This is a genomic window from Corynebacterium sp., from assembly GCF_052107835.1.
Classification (GTDB): Bacteria; Actinomycetota; Actinomycetes; order Mycobacteriales; family Mycobacteriaceae; genus Corynebacterium.
In genome coordinates, this window is the sequence record NZ_JBQEDF010000004.1 from 88,915 (window position 1) to 107,196 (window position 18,282).

18 protein-coding genes are annotated in these 18,282 nt (G+C 68.3%); 3 read left to right on the forward strand and 15 right to left on the reverse strand.

What is annotated here, in order from left to right:
• Positions 1-122 precede the first annotated feature (122 nt).
• Positions 123-1,475 carry a CoA transferase gene (locus ACTIL2_RS01910; protein ID WP_442335756.1) on the forward strand — a complete coding sequence of 451 codons (1,353 nt, stop codon included), beginning with the start codon at positions 123-125 and terminating at the stop codon, positions 1,473-1,475.
• A gap of 69 nt (positions 1,476-1,544) precedes the next feature.
• Here ACTIL2_RS01910 and nusB read toward each other — a convergent pair whose 3' ends face one another.
• From nusB to aspS, 15 genes are all read right to left on the reverse strand, one after another.
• On the reverse strand, positions 1,545-2,138 hold the full coding sequence (gene nusB / locus ACTIL2_RS01915) for a transcription antitermination factor NusB (protein ID WP_442335757.1): 594 nt from the start codon (positions 2,136-2,138) through the stop codon (positions 1,545-1,547).
• A gap of 4 nt (positions 2,139-2,142) precedes the next feature.
• Positions 2,143-2,706 (reverse strand): elongation factor P, encoded by a 564-nt coding sequence (efp, locus tag ACTIL2_RS01920; RefSeq protein ID WP_442335758.1) that lies wholly within the window; start codon positions 2,704-2,706, stop codon positions 2,143-2,145.
• 71 nt (positions 2,707-2,777) lie between these two features.
• Positions 2,778-3,845 (reverse strand): M24 family metallopeptidase, encoded by a 1,068-nt coding sequence (locus ACTIL2_RS01925; protein ID WP_442335759.1) that lies wholly within the window; start codon positions 3,843-3,845, stop codon positions 2,778-2,780.
• 11 nt (positions 3,846-3,856) lie between these two features.
• The gene (aroQ, locus tag ACTIL2_RS01930; protein WP_442335760.1) at positions 3,857-4,285 is read right to left on the reverse strand and encodes a type II 3-dehydroquinate dehydratase; all 429 of its coding nucleotides are present in this window, start codon (positions 4,283-4,285) and stop codon (positions 3,857-3,859) included.
• A 13-nt stretch (positions 4,286-4,298) separates the two neighbouring features.
• Positions 4,299-5,381 (reverse strand): 3-dehydroquinate synthase, encoded by a 1,083-nt coding sequence (aroB, locus tag ACTIL2_RS01935; RefSeq protein WP_442335761.1) that lies wholly within the window; start codon positions 5,379-5,381, stop codon positions 4,299-4,301.
• Positions 5,378-5,938: a shikimate kinase gene (locus tag ACTIL2_RS01940; RefSeq protein WP_442335762.1), complete on the reverse strand. Its 561-nt coding sequence runs from the start codon at positions 5,936-5,938 to the stop codon at positions 5,378-5,380. Before ACTIL2_RS01940 ends, aroB begins: the two co-directional genes overlap by 4 nt.
• Entirely contained in the window at positions 5,939-7,165 is a 1,227-nt protein-coding gene (gene aroC / locus ACTIL2_RS01945; RefSeq protein WP_442335763.1) for a chorismate synthase, read from the reverse strand.
• Between the two features lie 32 nt (positions 7,166-7,197).
• On the reverse strand, positions 7,198-7,629 hold the full coding sequence (locus ACTIL2_RS01950) for a prepilin peptidase (RefSeq protein WP_442335764.1): 432 nt from the start codon (positions 7,627-7,629) through the stop codon (positions 7,198-7,200).
• A gap of 20 nt (positions 7,630-7,649) precedes the next feature.
• Entirely contained in the window at positions 7,650-8,561 is a 912-nt protein-coding gene (locus ACTIL2_RS01955) for a shikimate dehydrogenase (RefSeq protein ID WP_442335765.1), read from the reverse strand.
• Between the two features lies 1 nt (position 8,562).
• A complete protein-coding gene (mltG, locus tag ACTIL2_RS01960; protein WP_442335766.1) occupies positions 8,563-9,759 on the reverse strand; it encodes an endolytic transglycosylase MltG in 1,197 nt (398 codons plus the stop codon).
• A gap of 69 nt (positions 9,760-9,828) precedes the next feature.
• Positions 9,829-10,326, reverse strand: coding sequence for a Holliday junction resolvase RuvX (gene ruvX, locus ACTIL2_RS01965; RefSeq protein WP_442335767.1), 498 nt, complete (start codon positions 10,324-10,326; stop codon positions 9,829-9,831).
• Positions 10,326-13,004, reverse strand: a complete 2,679-nt coding sequence (alaS, locus tag ACTIL2_RS01970) for an alanine--tRNA ligase (RefSeq protein ID WP_442335768.1) — start codon at positions 13,002-13,004, stop codon at positions 10,326-10,328. Before alaS ends, ruvX begins: the two co-directional genes overlap by 1 nt.
• A 57-nt stretch (positions 13,005-13,061) precedes the next feature.
• A complete protein-coding gene (locus ACTIL2_RS01975; protein ID WP_442335769.1) occupies positions 13,062-14,435 on the reverse strand; it encodes a replication-associated recombination protein A in 1,374 nt (457 codons plus the stop codon).
• Between the two features lie 7 nt (positions 14,436-14,442).
• On the reverse strand, positions 14,443-15,636 hold the full coding sequence (locus tag ACTIL2_RS01980) for a phosphotransferase (protein ID WP_442335770.1): 1,194 nt from the start codon (positions 15,634-15,636) through the stop codon (positions 14,443-14,445).
• 32 nt (positions 15,637-15,668) lie between these two features.
• Entirely contained in the window at positions 15,669-17,453 is a 1,785-nt protein-coding gene (aspS, locus tag ACTIL2_RS01985) for an aspartate--tRNA ligase (protein WP_442335776.1), read from the reverse strand.
• A 161-nt stretch (positions 17,454-17,614) separates the two neighbouring features.
• Between aspS and ACTIL2_RS01990 the strand changes: the two genes are divergently transcribed.
• Both ACTIL2_RS01990 and ACTIL2_RS01995 read left to right on the forward strand, forming a co-directional pair.
• Positions 17,615-17,953, forward strand: a complete 339-nt coding sequence (locus ACTIL2_RS01990; RefSeq protein WP_442335771.1) for a hypothetical protein — start codon at positions 17,615-17,617, stop codon at positions 17,951-17,953.
• 85 nt (positions 17,954-18,038) lie between these two features.
• Positions 18,039-18,176 carry a hypothetical protein gene (locus ACTIL2_RS01995; protein ID WP_442335772.1) on the forward strand — a complete coding sequence of 46 codons (138 nt, stop codon included), beginning with the start codon at positions 18,039-18,041 and terminating at the stop codon, positions 18,174-18,176.
• The last annotated feature ends 106 nt before the right edge of the window (positions 18,177-18,282 follow it).

Consider the following 18,282-nt stretch of genomic DNA (forward strand, 5'->3'; position numbering starts at 1 on the left):
CCCGCCTCACCGGACGGATCGTTAAAGGTGGCCGGACCGGCCTGCACGACCGGTTCCTTGTCCGCGATTGATCATAGCACGCGGAAAGGACTCGCCCTTCAGCTCCCACGTATACTGCGGGGATGGATACGCTCCCCTATCCGTGGACGCAAACACTGGGTCAGGTTCTTTCCAGTGACCCCGAAGGGTCAACCCGTGTCGTCGGGCCCCGTCACTGGTGGAACGGTGCACTCGATGTCGAGAGTCTGGCTCTGGCGTCTACGCGGGTTGCGGGGGCTGCGCTGGGTGAGCTCACGGGGCGTGATTTCGTTGTGGACGCACATCGGGTTGCATCGTCCTTCGGTTCGCTGAAAAACCTCCGCGTCAATGGCCGGAGTCCCGAGGACTTCGCACCAGCGTCGAGGTTCTACGCAACTGCGGACGGATGGATCAGACTCCATGCCAATTACCCACACCATCGCTCGGCCCTGCAGAAATGCCTGGGGGCCCGGACCATCGACGAGATCGGGCAGGTTCTACTCAGTGGCGAAGCCAGCGACTGGGAAGCACGCATTGTTGATGGCGGTGGCGTCGCATCGGCTGTGAGGACACGGCAGGAGTGGGAGGAAAGTGCGATGGGACGTGCAGCGGCTTCTGGCCCCTGGATCGACTTCTCCACCACCTCGGGCAAAGGAACCCGTTGGAAGTCGACGGGTGATTCAGCTCGGATGCCCCTCCACGGTCTGCGTGTTCTCGACCTCACCCGGGTTATCGCGGGACCGAGTGCAACCCGGGTTCTCGGTACGTTGGGTGCCGATGTGCTCCGTGTCGACCCGCCCCAGTACCCGGAGCTCCCCGACCAGTTCATCGACACGGGATTCGACAAACGAAGCTGTCTCCTCGATCTCAAGGAGCGTGTCGACCGGAGTTTGTTCGACGACCTCCTACGCGACTGCCATCTCGTCGTACTCGGCTACCGTCCCGGTGCTCTGGACTCGATGGCACTTGAACCAGAGCAGCTCTGCGATGAACTGCCCCACCTGAAAGTCGTTGCCCTCAATGCATGGGGAAGCGGTGGCCCCTGGGAGGATCACCGCGGTTTCGACAGCATTGTCCAGGCTTCGAGTGGAATCTCCGAGATGTACCGGGACGCACAAGGGCATCCCGGCGCACTCCCAGTTCAGGCGCTCGACCATGCCACCGGCATGGGGGCCATCGCGGCGGCGGCAGTCCTCCTATTCCGTGACGACTACTCCGTGGCTCGTCTTTCACTGGCGCGGACGGCCCACGAACTCATGACGTTTCCCCGCTGCGACGCCACGCACCAGTGCGATCCACGTCCAATGAAGCCGGTGACACGCTCGATGGCCTGTTCCCCCCACGGGAACCTTGAGTACGCGGCACCGGTGCTCACCATGACCGACCACGGAACGGAGTTTTCGATGCCACCGGTGAACTACGGGCATTCTCCGGCACAGTGGAAAGACCCGGTATGAGTGAGACCCCGGACGGTGGAGTATGTCCCCCGTCCACCGTCTGGTGTCTGTGCAGGCACCAGCCCGCTCCTACTGCTCCGGGGGCTCCCCATGCTCGCCGTCACCGTCACTGACGATGCCGTCGATCAGGGCGTCGGCACGTTCTTCATCGGCCTTCGCCGCTGCCGCCGCGGCATCGGCGGCAGCCGCCTCCGCAGCTTCGTCAGCCAGGCGCTTGTCCCGGGCGATGCCGTCGAGCACGGCGTTGACGTAGGAGGGGGCCTTGTCGTGGGAGTACTCCCCGGCGAGCTGGATCCCCTCCTTGAGTGCGACCTTCGCCGGGACGTCCCCGTTGTAGAGGACCTCCCAGGTGGCGACGCGCAGCACGGCGCGGTCGACGGCCGGGAGCCGCTCCAGACGCCAGGTGCTGCTCAGGTGTCCGGAGATGCTCCCGTCGATCTCGTCGAGGGCGGTCGCGACCCCGGCGACGATCTGCCCGGTGTACTCCGGGACCTGCTTGACCTGGTTCGACTCGTCCCTGGCGAGTTCCACGCGCTCCTCGACGATCCCCACCGGGTCCGCGTCGCGGAACTCGGCCTCGAAGAGGATGTCGACGGCGCGACGGCGCGCCTTGTAGCGCGATCCGTGACGACGGTACGACCCGTCGGATTCCTTGTCCGCCATGACGTCAGTTGTTGACGCGCGAGAGGTACTCGCCGCTGCGGGTGTCGACCTTGACCACGTTGCCGGTCTCCAGGAACAGCGGGACCTGGATCTCCGCGCCGGTCTCCAGCGTGGCGGGCTTGCTGCCGCCCGTGGAGCGGTCGCCCTGCAGGCCCGGGTCGGTGTGCTCGACGGCCAGGTCCACGGACACCGGCAGATCGGCGAAGAGGATCTCGCCGTCGTGGAAGGACACCTGCACGCGCATGTTCTCCAGCAGGAAACGGCCGGCGTCGCCGAACTTCTCCGCGGGAACCTCGAACTGCTCGAAGTCCTTGTCGTCCATGACCACGAAGCTCTCGCCGTCGTTGTACAGGTAGGTCATGTCGCGGCGGTCAACCGTGGCGGTCTCGACCTTGACCCCGGCGTTGAAGGTCTTGTCGATGGTCTTCCCCGAGACAACGTCCTTGAGTTTCGTCCGGACGAAGGCGGGGCCCTTGCCCGGCTTCACGTGCTGGAACTCGGTGATCTGCTGAAGCTTGTTGTCGATCTTCAGCACAAGGCCGTTCTTGAAATCCGCGGTGGTCGCCACGTGTCTACTCCCTGGAAAAACTTCGTCGAAACTCGGTAAGGTGAACAGCCGGTCAGTGTACCAGCCCGGGCCTACACGACCTGCAATTCGGTCGTCGACGGGTTGACCGTCTCCGCTCCGTCGGCGGTGACGATGTAGGTGTTCTCGATCCGCAGGCCCGTCCTGCCCGGGAGGTACACGCCCGGCTCGATGGTCAGCGTCATCCCCTCGGCCAGGTCCCTGTCCTCCGGTGTGCGCGAGGCGGCGTACGGGGCCTCGTGCACGTCGAGTCCCACACCGTGGCCGGTGGAGTGGACGAAGTTCTCGCCGTACCCCGCCTCCGCGATGATGTCGCGGCAGACCTTGTCCACCGCGAACAGGCCGGCCCCGGGACGCACCGCGTCCGCACCCGCGCTGAAGGACCGGTGGACCAGCCCGTAGAGCTCGGAGGACAACGCGTCCGGCTCGCCCACGCACACCGTACGGGTCTGGTCGGAGGCGTAGCCGTCGAGCCACACGCCGAAGTCCATGGTGACCAGTCCGGGGACGATGACATCGCGGGACACCCCGGCATGCGGCTTGGCGCCGTTGACGCCGGACGCCAGGATCGTGTCGAAGCTCAGTCCGTCCGCCCCGGCGGCGCGCAGCCGGTGCTCGAGGTCGGCGGCCGCCTCGATCTCGGTGATGCCCTCGCGGACGCCCCCGGCCGCGATGAACTCGGTGAAGACGGTGTCCGCCAGGGAACCCGCAGCGCGCAGGGCGTCGAGCTCCGCCGCGTCCTTGACCAGGCGGGCATCCTCCACCGCGCGCTCCAGGATCGGCGGATCACCCAGTTCACGGGCCTGGCCGACCGCCAGACCGGGTTCGATGGCGAAGCCTGAGCCCCCGGCGACTCCCCTGAGTTCGCCGAAGAGGTCACGGGTGATGCGGATGTCGAGGCCGTCGGTCTCCTGGCGGACCTGTGTGTCGTAGCGACCGTCGGTGACGATCGTGGCGCTGCCGTCGGACGACAGCAGCACGGCGGCGTTGGATCCGCTGAACCCGGTGAGGTAACGGATGTTCTTCAGGTCGCTCACGAGCAGGTTTTCGTGACCGGCATCCTTGACGGCGGCGGCGACCTTCTCGCGGCGGAGGGTGGTGAGGGAATTCGCGTTGGTCATGACGTCCCAGGTTACGCCGCGAGGTACTCCAGCGCCGCGTGGTACCCGGACACCCCGAGACCCGCGATCACGCCGCGGGCGATCGGTGAGAGGTAGCTGTGGTGGCGGAAGTCCTCACGGGCGTGGACGTTGGAGATGTGCACCTCCACGAAGCCCGCCCCCTCCGAGATCTCCACCAGGGCATCGCGCAGCGCGACCGAGGTGTGGGTGAACCCGCCCGGGTTGATGATCACCGCGTCGCCGGCATCCGCGGCCTCGTGGACCCGGTCGATGAGGGCCCCCTCGTGGTTGGACTGGAGGAAGTCGATGTCCACGCCGAGTCGGCCGGCATGCTCCCCCAGCGCCGTCTCGATGTCCGCCAGTGTCGTGGAGCCGTAGATCTCCGGCTGCCGTCGCCCCAGACGGTCGAGGTTGGGTCCGTTGAGGACGAGGACGCGCATGGGATCTCCTTGGTTAGTTCAGTGTCTTCCGGTACGCCGTCAGGAGATCGTCCTGCGACGGGTTGACCAGTCGTTGCGGAGTGTAAACGCCGGTGGACCCGGTGTCGCCGACAACGACAATACGGATGTTACCGTCCCTGTTCTTCTTGTCACGCCCCATGACCTCGAGCAGGTCCTCGAGCGACGCACCGTCATAGAAGGTCGGCAGACCGACGGTGCCGAGGATCCGGCGGTGCTGCAGCACACCGTCCGCACTGAGCAGACCGGCGGCATGGGCGAGTTCGGCCTCGTAGACCATGCCCACCGCGACGGCGTTGCCGTGGCGCCACCGGTACTTCTCGTGCTGTTCCACGGCGTGGCCGTAGGTGTGCCCGTAGTTGAGGATCTCCCGCAGCGATGACTCGCGGAGATCCTGGCCCACCACATCGGCCTTCACCCGGATTGCCCGCTCAATGAGCTCCGGCAGTGATCCCTGCGGTTCGGTGGCGGCGGCGGGATCCATCTCGTAGATCCTCAGAATCTCCGGATCCCGGATGAAACCGGCCTTGATGATCTCGGCACTTCCGGCCACGATCTCGTCCCTCGGCAGGGTCTCCAGAACGTCCAGGTCGACCAGGACCCTGGCCGGCTCGTGGAATGCACCGACGAGGTTCTTCCCGGCCGGGGTGTTGATGCCGGTCTTCCCGCCGACCGCGGCGTCGACCATGGCCAGCAGCGTGGTGGGGTACTGCACGACCTGCACCCCGCGCATCCAGGTCGCGGCGATGAACCCCGCGAGGTCGGTGGTCGCCCCTCCCCCGACGCCGACGACCATGTCCTGGCGGGACAGCCCGGCGGACGCGCAGATGTCCCAGCACCCGGCGGCGCCGTCGACGGTTTTCGCCGACTCGGCGTCGGGGGTCTCGTGCAGGACCGGTTCGACCCCGGCGGCGCGCAGACCGTCGGCGACCCGTGCCGCGAGCTCCGCCAGAGGTGGCTGGTGCAGGATCACGGCGCGGCGTGCACCGGGGACGGCGTCCGCCACCAGCCCGGTGAGGTCGCGTCCGATGACGACGTCGTAGGGGTGGTCGGTGGCGACACGGACAATGGCGTTCACGACAGGTCCTCCAGGGGTTCGGTGTGCAGTCCGAGCAGGGCCAGGATCTCGGCGACGGTGTAGCGCGGAGCACGGCCGTCACTGTCGACGGTGTAGGTGGCGACCCCGGTGTAGAGGGCCTCGCGTTCGGCCAGGAGCTCCCTGTAGCGGCTCTCCGCATCCGATCCGGGGGTGGCCGCCAGAACGGGACGTGTGCCGGAGCCTGAGGTCCGGCGCACCCCCTCCTCGACCGAGACCCGCAGGTAGATGACGGTGTGTGCGGCGAGACGCTGACGGGTCAACGCCGAGAGCACCGCCCCGCCGCCCAGGGAAACCACCCCGTCGGACTCCAGTGCGGCCGCGACGGCGTCCTCCTCACGGCGTCGGAACTCCGGCTCACCGACCGCCGAGAACACCTCACCGCAGGACATTCCGGCGTCCTGCTCCAGCAGGACGTCCGAGTCGACCATCCCGCAACGCAGTGCCCCGGCGAGCTCGTGCCCGACGGTGGTCTTGCCCGCACCCGGGGGGCCGACGAGGACGACCCCGGCGGTCTGCACCGGGTGTCCGTCCGCCATCTAGTCGTCACCCCAGGACAGCCGGGAGTTCACGTCCGAGACGTAGGACTGGTAGTTCCGCCGCGTCTCGGCGACGCTGTCCCCGCCGAACTTCTCCAGCACGGCGCGGGCCAGGACCAGCGCCACCATGGACTCGGCGACGACGCCGGCCGCCGGGACGGCGCAGACGTCGGAGCGCTGGTGGATGCCGGTGGCCGCCTGGCCGTCGTCCATGTCCACGGTGGCCAGCGCACGCGGCACCGTGGAGATCGGCTTCATCGCCGCACGTACGCGCAGCTGTTCACCGTTGGTCATACCCCCCTCGACGCCCCCGGCACGGTTGGTGCGCCGGACCACCCCGGAACCGTTGTCCACCCGGTCGATCTCGTCGTGCGCCTCTGAGCCGCGGCGCCGGGCCTCCTCGAAACCGTCTCCGATCTCGACGCCCTTGATCGCCTGGATGCTCATCAGCCCCTGGGCCAGCTGCCCGTCCAGCCGGCCGTCCCACGTGGCGTGGGTGCCGAGGCCGATCGGCAGACCGGAGACCACGACCTCGACGACGCCACCGAGGGTGTCGCCGGACTTCCGGGCGGCCTCGATCTCGGCGATCATGGATTTCTCGTGGTCGTCACCGTGGACGGTGAACGCGCGGACCGGGGATGTGTCGACGGCGTCGAGGTCCGCGGCGCCCGGCGGGGGTCCGGTGTAGGTGTCGGACGGCCCGATGGCGAGCACGTGGCTGACGACCTCGGCACCGGTGACCTCGCGCAGCAGGGTCCGGGCGAAGGTTCCGGCGGCGACCCGGGCGGCGGTCTCCCGGGCACTGGACCGCTCCAGCACAGGACGTGCCTCGTCGTGCCCGTACTTCACCATGCCGGAGAAATCGGCGTGGCCCGGGCGCGGGCGGGTGAGCCGCGCGCCGCGACCGGAGGCCATTTCCCTGGCGACGTCCTCATCCGTGGTGTCCAGCGGGTCGGCGGACATGATGGTGGTCCACTTCGGCCACTCGGTGTTGCCGATCATCACGGCGACCGGCGAGCCGAGGGTCAGCCCATGACGGACGCCACCGAGGAAGGTGACCTCGTCCGCCTCGAACTTCATGCGTGCGCCGCGGCCGTAGCCGAGACGTCGTCGAGCGAGTTGGCGGGACACCTCGGCGCGGGTGACGGGCACACCTGCGGGAATGTCCTCGACAACGGAAACAAGGGCCTGGCCGTGTGATTCCCCGGCAGTCGTCCATCGAAGCATGGCCCTATTCTTCCATGTCCCGCGGCCCAGGGTCACCACCCCCCGGCGTTTATGAGATGTATCACCGCCACCGTGCCGGTCGCCAGGAGCATTCCGGGGCCGTGCGGCACACCCCCACCCCTCCCAGTAACCCCGGCGATCACCAGTGTGACCAGGGAGGCACCACCCACGGCGAGGAGCAGTCCGGCCACCCCACCTGTCCCGAGCGCGACCGCTCCCAGCGACAGGGCCAGTTTCGCGTCACCCCCGCCGACCCTCATCCGCGCCGACACCAGCCCAGGCAGGACGCAGACCAGGAACCACCCGAGGCCACCCAGCACCGCCCATCCATGACCGGTGACGATCGCGGCCGCCCAGACCACCGGCACCGCGGGAAGGGTCAGGATGTCCGGCAGCCGGCGGTGCCGAAAGTCCCACACCGCCAGGGCGAGCGCCCACACGAGGACCACCGCACCGCCGAGCACCCCCCCTGCTCCCCGGTCCCCTAGTCCAGTCCGCGGTGTTCCCGCAGCAACCGGTACATTCCGTCGACGGACGGGGACTCCCCGGTGAACAGGCGGAACTGCTCCACACCTTGACCGGCGAGCATCAGCAGCCCGTCCGCGACAGGACGGCCGCTCCGTCCCGCCTCGGCCAGCAGGTCGGTGGGGTACGGGTCGTAGATCACGTCGACCACGCGCGGGGCGCGCGCCAGCGCGGTGGCGACCCCCGACGCCGCCGTCACTCCGGACGCCGGGACGGTGGAGACCAGGACATCGGACGCGGCGCAGACCCCGCCGATGCCGTCGTCATCGAGCCGGCGCCAGTCGAAGTCCATCCCGTAGGACTCCACGAGCGTCTGCAGGTTCAGCGCCCGCTCCGACCGTGCCAGGACAGTCACCGTGGTGAAACCCGCCCGCGCCAGGGCGGCCACCGCGGGTCGGGATGTCCCACCGTTGCCGACCACCACGGCCCGCGTCCCCTCCGCCCCGACCGCGTCGAGACACGCCGACACGCCGTCGACGTCCGTGTTCTCCGCCAACCAGCGCCCAGTGGGCACCCCCTGGTCGTCGCGCAGCGGAATCAGGGTGTTGGCGGTGCCGATCAGTGCGGCCTGCCCGGTGACCTCGTCGGCGAGGTCGTGCGCCGCCGACTTGCCGGGCATCGTCACCGAGAACCCGGCCACGTTGGGCGGCGACGTCCTCAGCAGACGGCGGACCTCGGCGGGCTCGCCGGCGTCCACCCGCACGTACTCCAGATCGTCCAGTCCCAGTGCCGCCGCACTCCCCAGGTGGATCACCGGGGACAGCGAGTGCGCCACCGGACGTCCGAGCACCGCGCAGACGGTGGAGCTGCGGGAGCCCGCGAACCCGAGGAACTGTTCCACCGAATAGACGGTGTCCGTAATTTCAGTCATCTCAGGCACCCGGCTCGCGTCCACTGTCCAGGACACCGTTGCGCCGGGACTCCTCGATCGCGTCCTCGTGGGCGGAGAAGTCGCGGTTGAAGACGGTGCGCCCGTCCATGTCCACGGTCACGAAGTACAGCCAGTCCCCTTCGGCGGGGTGCTCGACGGCCTGCAGCGCACCGACGCCGGGCGAGGCGATCGGCGTCTCCGGCAGCCCGTTCTTCGCGTAGGTGTTCCAGGGTGTCTGCCGGCCACGGTCCTCATCGGTGGTGGCGACCTCCTGGGCGGCGACGTCGTAGTTGACGGTGGAGTCGAACTCCAGGCGCTGGTCCTCGGCGAGACGGTTGAGGATGACCCGTGCGACCTTGTCGAAGTCACCCTCCGGGGCCTCACGCTCGATCAGCGACGCCGCGGTGATCATCTCGTACGGCGACAGGTCCACCGCGCCGGACGCCTCGACCAGGCCGGTGCCCTCGTAGATCTCCGCCGACTGCTCCACCAGGGAGCGGACGATCTCCGGCGCCGACGACGTCGGGTTGAACAGGTGGACACCGGGGGCGATCAGCCCCTCGAGGCGGCGCGGGTCGTCCGCACGGGCGTCCACCGCGTCGACGGCCCAGTCCGGCACGCCGAGCTCGGCGGCCGGGGTGGAGACGACCGCCTCGCGGAGGTCGTCGACGCTGACGCAGTCCTCCAGCCCGTCGGTCAACCCCTCCCGGCAGGAGTTGTCGGCGATCGAGGTGAAGATGCCGGGGTTGGCCTCCCCGCCGACCACGGTCACGTCCTCCATGGTGAGTCCGGTGGGGATGTCGATGACACCGAGGCGGCGTTCGTCGTCCGTCAGCGCGGTCATCGCGGAGTCCGCCGACATCTCCTCCTGGAGTGCGTAGTAGCCGGCCTCCAGACCGCGGGACGTCCCGTTGCGCTCGGCGTCGTCGGCGGCCGACAGTATTGCCGACCGCGATCCGACGACATCGTCATCCAGGAGCTGGGGAACGAGACCGGAGACGGTGTCGCCCTCCTCGACGCGGATGAGCACGGCGTTGCCGTTGCCCTCGCCCTCGTAGTCGCGGGTGCCCACGACCTCACGCTGGTAGTAGACGTAGGCGACGACGAAGACCAGCAGCAGGACCAGGCCGAGGCTGATCGCGATGGACCATTGCCGACGGCGGCGGTACCTGGGTTCGGTACTGGATGATCGAGGCAAGACTCACTCCCACGGTTCTCGTATAACGTCTTCGCGTCATTGTTGCACGACACGAATGATTCTCAGGTGTTAAACACCCGGTTCTCCGGCAACTGAATTGCGTCTGGCGTCCAGCCATCCCTGCAGAATATGGACCGCCGCGGCCTGGTCGATACGGGACCGGCCCTTCTTCGCGCTGACGCCGGAGGCGTGCATGGCGGTGGTGGCGGCGACGGTCGACATCCGCTCGTCCACCAGCCGTACCGGGATCCCGTCGAGGCGTTTAGCCAGTTCACGGGCATAGTTCTCGGCGCGGGCCGTGCTGGCGGTGCGCCGGGAGCGCATGCTCACCGGCAAACCGACGATGACCTCGACAATGCCGTTCTCCCGGATGAGGTCGAGGATCCGCGAGATCTCGGCCCCGGGGCGTTCCCCGGTCCCCTTCTCCGCATCGACGGTTTCCAGGGGTGTGGCGAGGATCCCGTCCGGATCGGACAGCGACACGCCGATACGGACGGTACCGACGTCGATCCCGAGACGGCGGCCCCTGCCGGGGTCGTCCCCGCCGGGGCGGTCAGCGGTGGGCATCAGTTGCCCCCCGTCGCCGATTCCACGTACTCCCGGACCGCGGCAATGGCGGCGTCCGCCCCGCTCGCGTCGGAACCCGAGCCCTGCGCCATGGACGGCTTGCCGCCGCCGCGTCCGCCGATCAGCGGGGCGATCGTCCTGACAATGTCGCCGGCGGAGACACCACGGTCCACCGCGGCATCGTTCGCGGCGGCGATGAACGGGACCTTTCCGGTCTGCGGGTCCGCCGAGGCGAAGACGACGACCGCCGGGTCGGTGCCGAAACGTCCCTTCGCGTCATTGGCTATGGTGCGCAGGTCACCCGCGGCGATCCCGTCGGGGATGCGGGCGGCGGTGACGCGGATCCCGTGGACGTCCACGGAGTGCATCACGTAGTCACCGACCTTCGCGGTGAGCTCGGCGGTGCGGAACTGGTCGATCCGCTTCTCCGCGGCCTGCAGCCGGGAGGAGATCTGGTCGAAACGCTCCGGGATCTCCTCGGTGGGGATGCGCATGCGGGAAGCCACGGCGTCGGCGACCCGGTGCTGGTCGGCGAGGTACCGGAAGGAGTCCATGCCGGTGTAGGCCTCGATGCGGCGTGTCCCCGAGCCCACGGAGGACTCGCCCAGCACGGTCACCGGACCGACCTGCGAGGAGTGTCCGACGTGGATGCCACCGCACAGCTCCATGGAGAACGGACCGCCGATCTCCACGACGCGCACCTGGTCACCGTAGTTCTCGCCGAACAGGGCCATCGCGCCCATCTCCCTGGCCTCGGTGAGGCTGGTCTCGATGGTGTTGACCTGGTAGTCGGTGTCCACGGCCTCGTTGGCGATGTCCTGGATCCGGGACAGCTGGTCGTCCGTGAGGTGCTCGGCGTAGGTGAAGTCGAAACGCAGGTACCCCGGACGGTTCAGCGAGCCGGCCTGGACCGCGGTGGGCCCGAGCACCTGGCGCAGGGCGGCGTGGATCAGATGGGTGCCGGAGTGCGCCTGGCGTGCCTGGTGGCGCCAGGTGTGGTCGACGTGCGCGGCCACAGTGTCACCCACCGCCAGCTCACCACCGGTGACAGTCACCCGGTGCAGCCAGACCTTGCGGCCGGTCTTCTGGACATCGTCGACGGTGGCGAGGCCGCCGGGGCCGGTCAGGGTGCCGCGGTCGGCCATCTGGCCGCCCGCCTCGGCGTAGAACGGCGTCTGGTCGAGGATGACCTCGGCCTTCGTCCCCTCCGCGACACGGTCGACCAAGTTCCCTTCGACCACGATCCCGAGGACACGGCCCTCGGCGTCGGTGGTGTCGTAGCCCAGGAAAGCAGTCGCGTGGTTGTCGACGAACGGCCGGTAGACCGACACATCGGCATGGACCTGCTTCTTGGCGCGGTTGTCCGCCTTGGCACGAGCCCTCTGCTCGGCCATGCGGTCGTCGAAACCGGCCTTGTCCACGGTCAGACCGGCCTCCGCGGCCATCTCCACTGTCAGGTCGATCGGGAAGCCATGGGTGTCGTGCAGGGTGAAGGCCTCCCCACCCGGCAGTTCGGTCCCGCCCGCGGCCCGGACCTTCGCCGCGGCGTTCTCGAACAGGTGCGTGCCGGACTCCAGCGTCTTCAGGAAGGCGGTCTCCTCGCCGACGGAGACCGCACGGATACGCTCCCAGTTCCGGGCGATCTCCGGGTAGGACGGGGTCATGGTCTCGCGCACGGTCTCCATGAAGCGCTCCATGGTGGTGCCGGCCGCGCCCAGCAGGCGGGCCGAACGGATCACGCGGCGCAGCAGGCGGCGAAGGATGTAGCCACGCCCCTCGTTGCCGGGGGTGACACCGTCGAGGATGAGCATCAGGGCGGTCCGGCAGTGGTCGGCGATGACCCGGAAGCGGACGTCGGACTCCCCGTCCGCACCGTAGGTGGCGCCGGTCAGCTCCTCCGCCACCCGGATCACCGGGGCCAGCAGGTCGGTCTCGTAGACGTTGTCCACGCCCTGCAGAATGCAGGCGACGCGCTCGATGCCCATACCGGTGTCGATGTTCTTCTGCGGCAGCTCCCCGACGGGCTCGTGCCCCTCCTTCGGGCTGAGCTCGCCGCGGATGTCCTGCATGAACACCAGGTTCCAGATCTCGATGAAGCGGTTCTCGTCCGCCGCCGGACCGCCGTCGATCCCGTACTCCGGGCCACGGTCGTAGAAGATCTCCGAGCACGGTCCGCCGGGCCCGGGCACACCCATGTCCCAGTAGTTGTCCTCGCCATCGCGGCGCTGGATCCGCTCGGCGGGCACCCCGATGTCGTTGTGCCAGATGTCGGCGGCCTCGTCGTCGGTGAGGTACACCGTCGGCCACAGCCTGTCCTCCGGGATCCCGAAGCCGCCCTCGGCGACCGGGTTGGTCAGCAGTGACCAGGCGAAGCGGATGACCTCGCGCTTGAAGTAGTCCCCGAAGGAGAAGTTGCCCGCCATCTGGAAGAAGGTGTTGTGGCGGGTGGTGATGCCCACCTCCTCGATGTCGAGGGTGCGCACGCACTTCTGGATGGACGTCGCCCGCGAGTACGGCGGGGTCTGCTCGCCGAGGAAGTAGGGTTTGAAGGGCACCATGCCGGCATTGACGAACAACAGGTTCGGATCATCGAGGATCAGCGAGGCGCTGGGCACCTCGGTGTGACCTTGCTTCACGAAGTGGTTGATGAATCGCTCGCGGATCTCATGCGTCTGCACTGTGCTGGGACCTTCTTGTTGCTCGTGCTCTTGATACGGGACTTAACCGGCAACAGTCTACCCGTCGCCGCGCACAATCCCACGGAGGGTCTCCACCCGGGACCGCAGGGCGTGCTCCCGGCCGTGGTCGGTGGGCTCGTAGTAGGACGCCCCGGCGAGGTCACCGGGCAGGTAGTCCTGGCGCAGGACGCCGCGCGGGTCATCGTGCGGGTACCGGTAGCCGACGGCGTTGCCGAGCGCCTCCGCACCGGAGTAGTGGCCGTCACGCAGGTGCGCCGGAACCACCGATCCCCTGCCCTCGCGGACGTCGGCCAGTGCGGCGTCGATGCCCGTGATGACCGCGTTCGACTTCGCCGCGGTGGCCAGGTGCACCGTCGCCTGCGCCAGTGGGATCCGGCCCTCGGGCATGCCGATGAACTCCACGGCCTGGTGCGCGGCGACAGCCGCCTGCAGGGCGGTGGGGTCGGCCAGGCCGATGTCCTCGGACGCGTGGACGACCAGACGCCGCGAGATGAAGCGGGGGTCCTCCCCCGCATCGATCATCCGTGCCAGGTAGTGCAGTGCGGCGTCCGGGTCGGAACCGCGGATCGACTTGATGAAGGCGCTGGTGATGTCGTAGTGCTGGTCGCCGTCCCTGTCGTAGCGGGCGATGGCGCGGTCGGTGGAGCGCCGGACGTCCTCCTCGGTGAGGGTCTCCCCCTCACCGATGCTCTCTGCGGCCGCCTCCAGGTAGGTCAGCGCACGCCGGGCATCGCCTGCCGCCAGGGCGGTGAGCAGGGAGCCCGCCCCGTCCGACAGCGAGATCGTGCCGCCGTAGCCGCGACGGTCGGTGACCGCCCTGTGCAGCAGCGTGGAGATGTCACTCTCCTCCAGGGGCTTGAGCTGGACCAGAAGTGAGCGTGACAGCAGCGGGGCGACCACCGAGAAACTCGGGTTCTCCGTCGTCGCGGCCACGAGCAGGACGGTGCGGTTCTCCACGGCGCCGAGGAGTGCGTCCTGCTGCGTCTTGGAGAAACGGTGCACCTCGTCGATGAACAGCACGGTCGACTCGCCGTGGGTGAGCCGGCGGCGGGCGTCGCTGATGACCGCACGGACCTCCTTGACACCGGAGTTCAGCGCGGAGAGTGCCTCGAAACGGCGTCCCGACGCCCCGGCGACCAGCGAGGCGACGGTGGTCTTGCCGGTCCCGGGGGGTCCGTAGAGGATCACCGAGGTGTCGCCGCTCCCGTCGACCAGGCGGCGCAGCGGGGAGCCCTCGCCGAGGACGTGCTGCTGGCCGACGACCTCATCGAGGCCGCGGGGCCGCATCCTGACCGCCAGCGGCGCGTGGGCACCGGGATGGAAGTACGACTCGGCGGAACGCGACGGGGGTGCCGGGGCACCGTCATCGTCGTTCCCGCCGGGGACGTCGAACAGGCCGTCGTCGCTCATCGGGGGCTCACCGTGTCTGCGGGTGCGCGCCGAGCCTGGACAGGGTCGACAGCAGGTCGACGGCGAAGTCACCGACGTCGGTGAACCGTTCATCGGACTCGTGGTGCTGGGTGGCGAAACGGCGGACCGACTCCACCGTCGTCGCCAGATCCGCCAGGTGCTCGCGCGGCATCCGGTCGAGGCGGCGGGCGCCCTCGGCGGCCGACCCCGCCCCCTCGATCACCGCGAGCGTGCCGTGGTAGAGCAGTGACAGGCTCATCAGGGACCAGCCCACGAGCGACGCCATCAACGCCTTCTCCAGCCTGCCCTCCTCACGCACGGCCGGCCAGACCGCGATCACCTCCGAACTCCACGCCTCGACGAACTCGCGCAGTTCGGCGTCCTCCATCAGCGGTGTGGTGGTGTCGTGCGGGAACCCGGCGATCACGCACGCCACGTCCGAGACGATGTCCCGGAACCCGGCCCACTCGTAGTCGAGGAACTCCACGGAGTCGGCGAGCATGATGTTGTCGGGGGTCAGGTCGAACGGGGTGAACGCCTGCAGCCGCGAACGGTGCTGGCGCTGCCCGGCCTCCTCGGCGAACTCCTCCACCGTGGGGTGGACCGCCACCCCGCTGCGACGGAGCAGCTCGAGGCCCTGATCGACCAGTACCGCGACATCCACGTCGCGTTCCCCGGTCTGCGCGGCCGGGAGGTTGTGCCGCGAGTACAGACGCCGGTTGAGTGTGTCGAAGGCCTCCTGCCCGTCCGCGGTGGCGACGTGCATGCGACCCAGCGCACGGCCCAGCTTGCGCAGGGCGGCGGCACGCTCGAACTCACCGTCCACGGTGAGGATGTCGGCGTAGTTGCGGCCGTCCCCGGCATCGGAGAGGACCATCAGGCGTCCCTCGATATCGTGGGCGAGGAGCTGCGGTCCCGGCCGGTTCTCCTCGGCGAGGGTGTTCGTGTACTGGTAGGCGACGACCTCACGGACGAGGGCCGCGGTCGCCTCGTCCTCCCCGCCCTCCAGCGGAGGCAGCTGCTTGATGACCACGCTGCGCTCCTGGAGGAACGGGTTGGGGGTGACCCGGACCCGGACCACCAGTGACTCGCCGCTGCCCCCGAGGTCCTCGGGGTGGGTGAGCTCCGGGGTGCCGCCGAAACGGCTCGCCAGCAGGTGCGTTGCACTCTCCAGGGCGGAATCGATACTCAGCACGTCCATCTCCTCACTGTGTCCGGTCCCGTGTCCGGGTGTCAGACGTTCTTCTTCGGCTTGGCGTCGATCCCGGACTCCTTGCGCTGCTGCGCGGTGATCTCGCCCGGGGCGTCGGTGAGCGGGTCGACGCCGCCGCCCGACTTCGGGAAGGCGATGACGTCGCGGATGGAGTCGTAGCCGCCCAGCAGGGACACGATGCGGTCCCAGCCGAAGGCGATGCCGCCATGCGGCGGGGCCCCGAAGGCGAAGGCGTCCAGCAGGAAGCCGAACTTCTCGCGGGCCTCCTCCTCGGTGATGCCCATGACCGCGAAGACACGCTCCTGGATGTCGCGGCGGTGGATACGGATGGAACCGCCGCCGATCTCGTTGCCGTTGCAGACGATGTCGTAGGCGTAGGCGGTGGCCTCGCCCGGGTTCTCGTCGAAGCTGTCCGCCCACTCCGGCTTCGGGGAGGTGAACGCGTGGTGCACGGCAGTCCACGCGGAGTGCCCGAGTGCGACGTCGCCGGACGCCGTGGCGTCCGCGGCGGGCTCGAACATCGGGGCGTCGACGACCCAGGTGAAGGCCCAGTCCCCGTCCTTGATCAGGCCGAGACGGTCGGCGATCTCACCGCGGGCGGCACCGAGCAGTGCACGGGACGACTTGACCTCGCCGGCGGCGAAGAAGATGCAGTCGCCGGGCTTGGCCCCGACGTGCTCCGCGATGCCGGCGCGCTCGTCGTCGGTGATGTTCTTGGCAACGGGGCCGGACAGGGTGCCGTCCTCCCCCACGAGGATGTAGGCGAGTCCCTTGGCGCCACGCTGCTTCGCCCACTCCTGCCAGGCGTCGAGGGTGCGGCGGGGCTGGGACGCGCCGCCGTCCATGACGACCGCACCGACGTACTCCTGGGTGAACACGCGGAAGGTCGTGTCCCTGAAGAACTCCTTGCACTCGGTGATCTCGATGCCGAAACGCAGGTCGGGCTTGTCCGAACCGTACTTCTCCATCGCCTCGGCGTAGGTGATCCGCGGGATGGGGGCGGTGATCTCGTAGCCGATCTGTCGCCAGACGGCGGCCAGGACCTCCTCGGCCAGGGCGATGACGTCCTCCTGGTCGACGAAGCTCATCTCGACGTCCAGCTGGGTGAACTCCGGCTGACGGTCCGCGCGGAAGTCCTCGTCGCGGTAGCAGCGGGCGATCTGGAAGTAGCGCTCCATGCCGGCGACCATGAGCAGCTGCTTGAACAGCTGCGGCGACTGCGGGAGAGCGTAGAAGCTGCCAGGACGCAGACGTGCGGGGACCAGGAAGTCACGTGCACCCTCGGGGGTGGAACGGGTGAGCGTGGGGGTCTCGATCTCGGTGAACTCGTTGTTGACCAGGACGTTGCGCGCGGCATTGTTGACCTGGGACCGCAGGCGCAGCGCCCGTGCCTGGTTGTCGCGGCGGAGGTCGAGGTACCGGTACTTCAGACGGGTTTCCTCGCCGACCTCGCCACCGGACGATGCGTCGTCGATCTGGAACGGCAGGGCGGCCGACTCGTTGAGGATCTCCAGGGCGGAGACGTTGAGTTCGATGGCGCCGGAGTCCAGGTTCGGGTTCTCCGACCCTTCCGGACGTGCCTCGACAACGCCGGTGACCTTCAGGCAGTACTCGCTGCGCAGGGCGTGGGCGCGCTCGGCGACCTCATTCTCACGGAACACGACCTGGGCCAGACCGGAACGGTCGCGGAGGTCGATGAAGATGACTCCACCGTGGTCGCGCCGACGGGAGACCCAGCCGGTGAGGGTGACCTCCTCGCCGATGTGGTCAGGGCGAAGATCACCACAGAGATGGGTGCGCAGCACGTCGCGTTGTCCTTTCGGTTTGTTCAGTGTCATTCCGCGTCACAGGGTGGTTCCCCCGTTGACGCGAACATCAGCGGCCCAGTCTACTACCCCTGCGCCGGGCACGGAACAGAGGTGGCAGACTGGAGGACGACAGCACACCCGTTGAAAGGACCGTCGCCATGACCGAGAGTTCATCCCAGCAGTCGTCACCGAACAGCGAGCCGGACCGGGGCACCCACCCGGACTCGGACGGGATCAAGGACCAGGTCACTGTCGAGGACACCATCGTGACCCCCCTGGACAGCCGTGATCCCTACCGGTTCTTCTGGCTGACCTGCCAGATCATCCTCTGGGTGTCGGCGGTTGCGGGCGTTGCCGCGATCATCACGGGGTTGTTCGTCGGATCGGACAACTCGTGGATGAGTGGACTGGCGTTCCTGGTCATCGCCATGTTGTCCATCCTCGGCATTCTGCTGTCCCGGATCGGGGGCGATCTGAAGGCGGCGAATGTGACCTAGTTCCGCTAGTCACATCAGCCCCAATTACCCCACTAGTCACACGTAGAACAAGACGTGGATGCCATGACCTGCTATTCTGGCCACCATGGACATCAACGCACTCATCTCACTGGCCCAAGACGTTCTCACCCAGGGAGACTGGGCGGTCTACAACAACTGGGGCACCATCGACCAGGTCGTGACACCGCTCATCCCTGACGCACTGCTCAATTACCACCCCTGAGCAGGAAAATTAGCGCTTCACCCACAGTAATCGACCCGGAGGACCGTCATGGTTCCCCGGGTCGATCCGTTTACTGTGCCCGGGAACGCGGATTCAACTGCTGGGC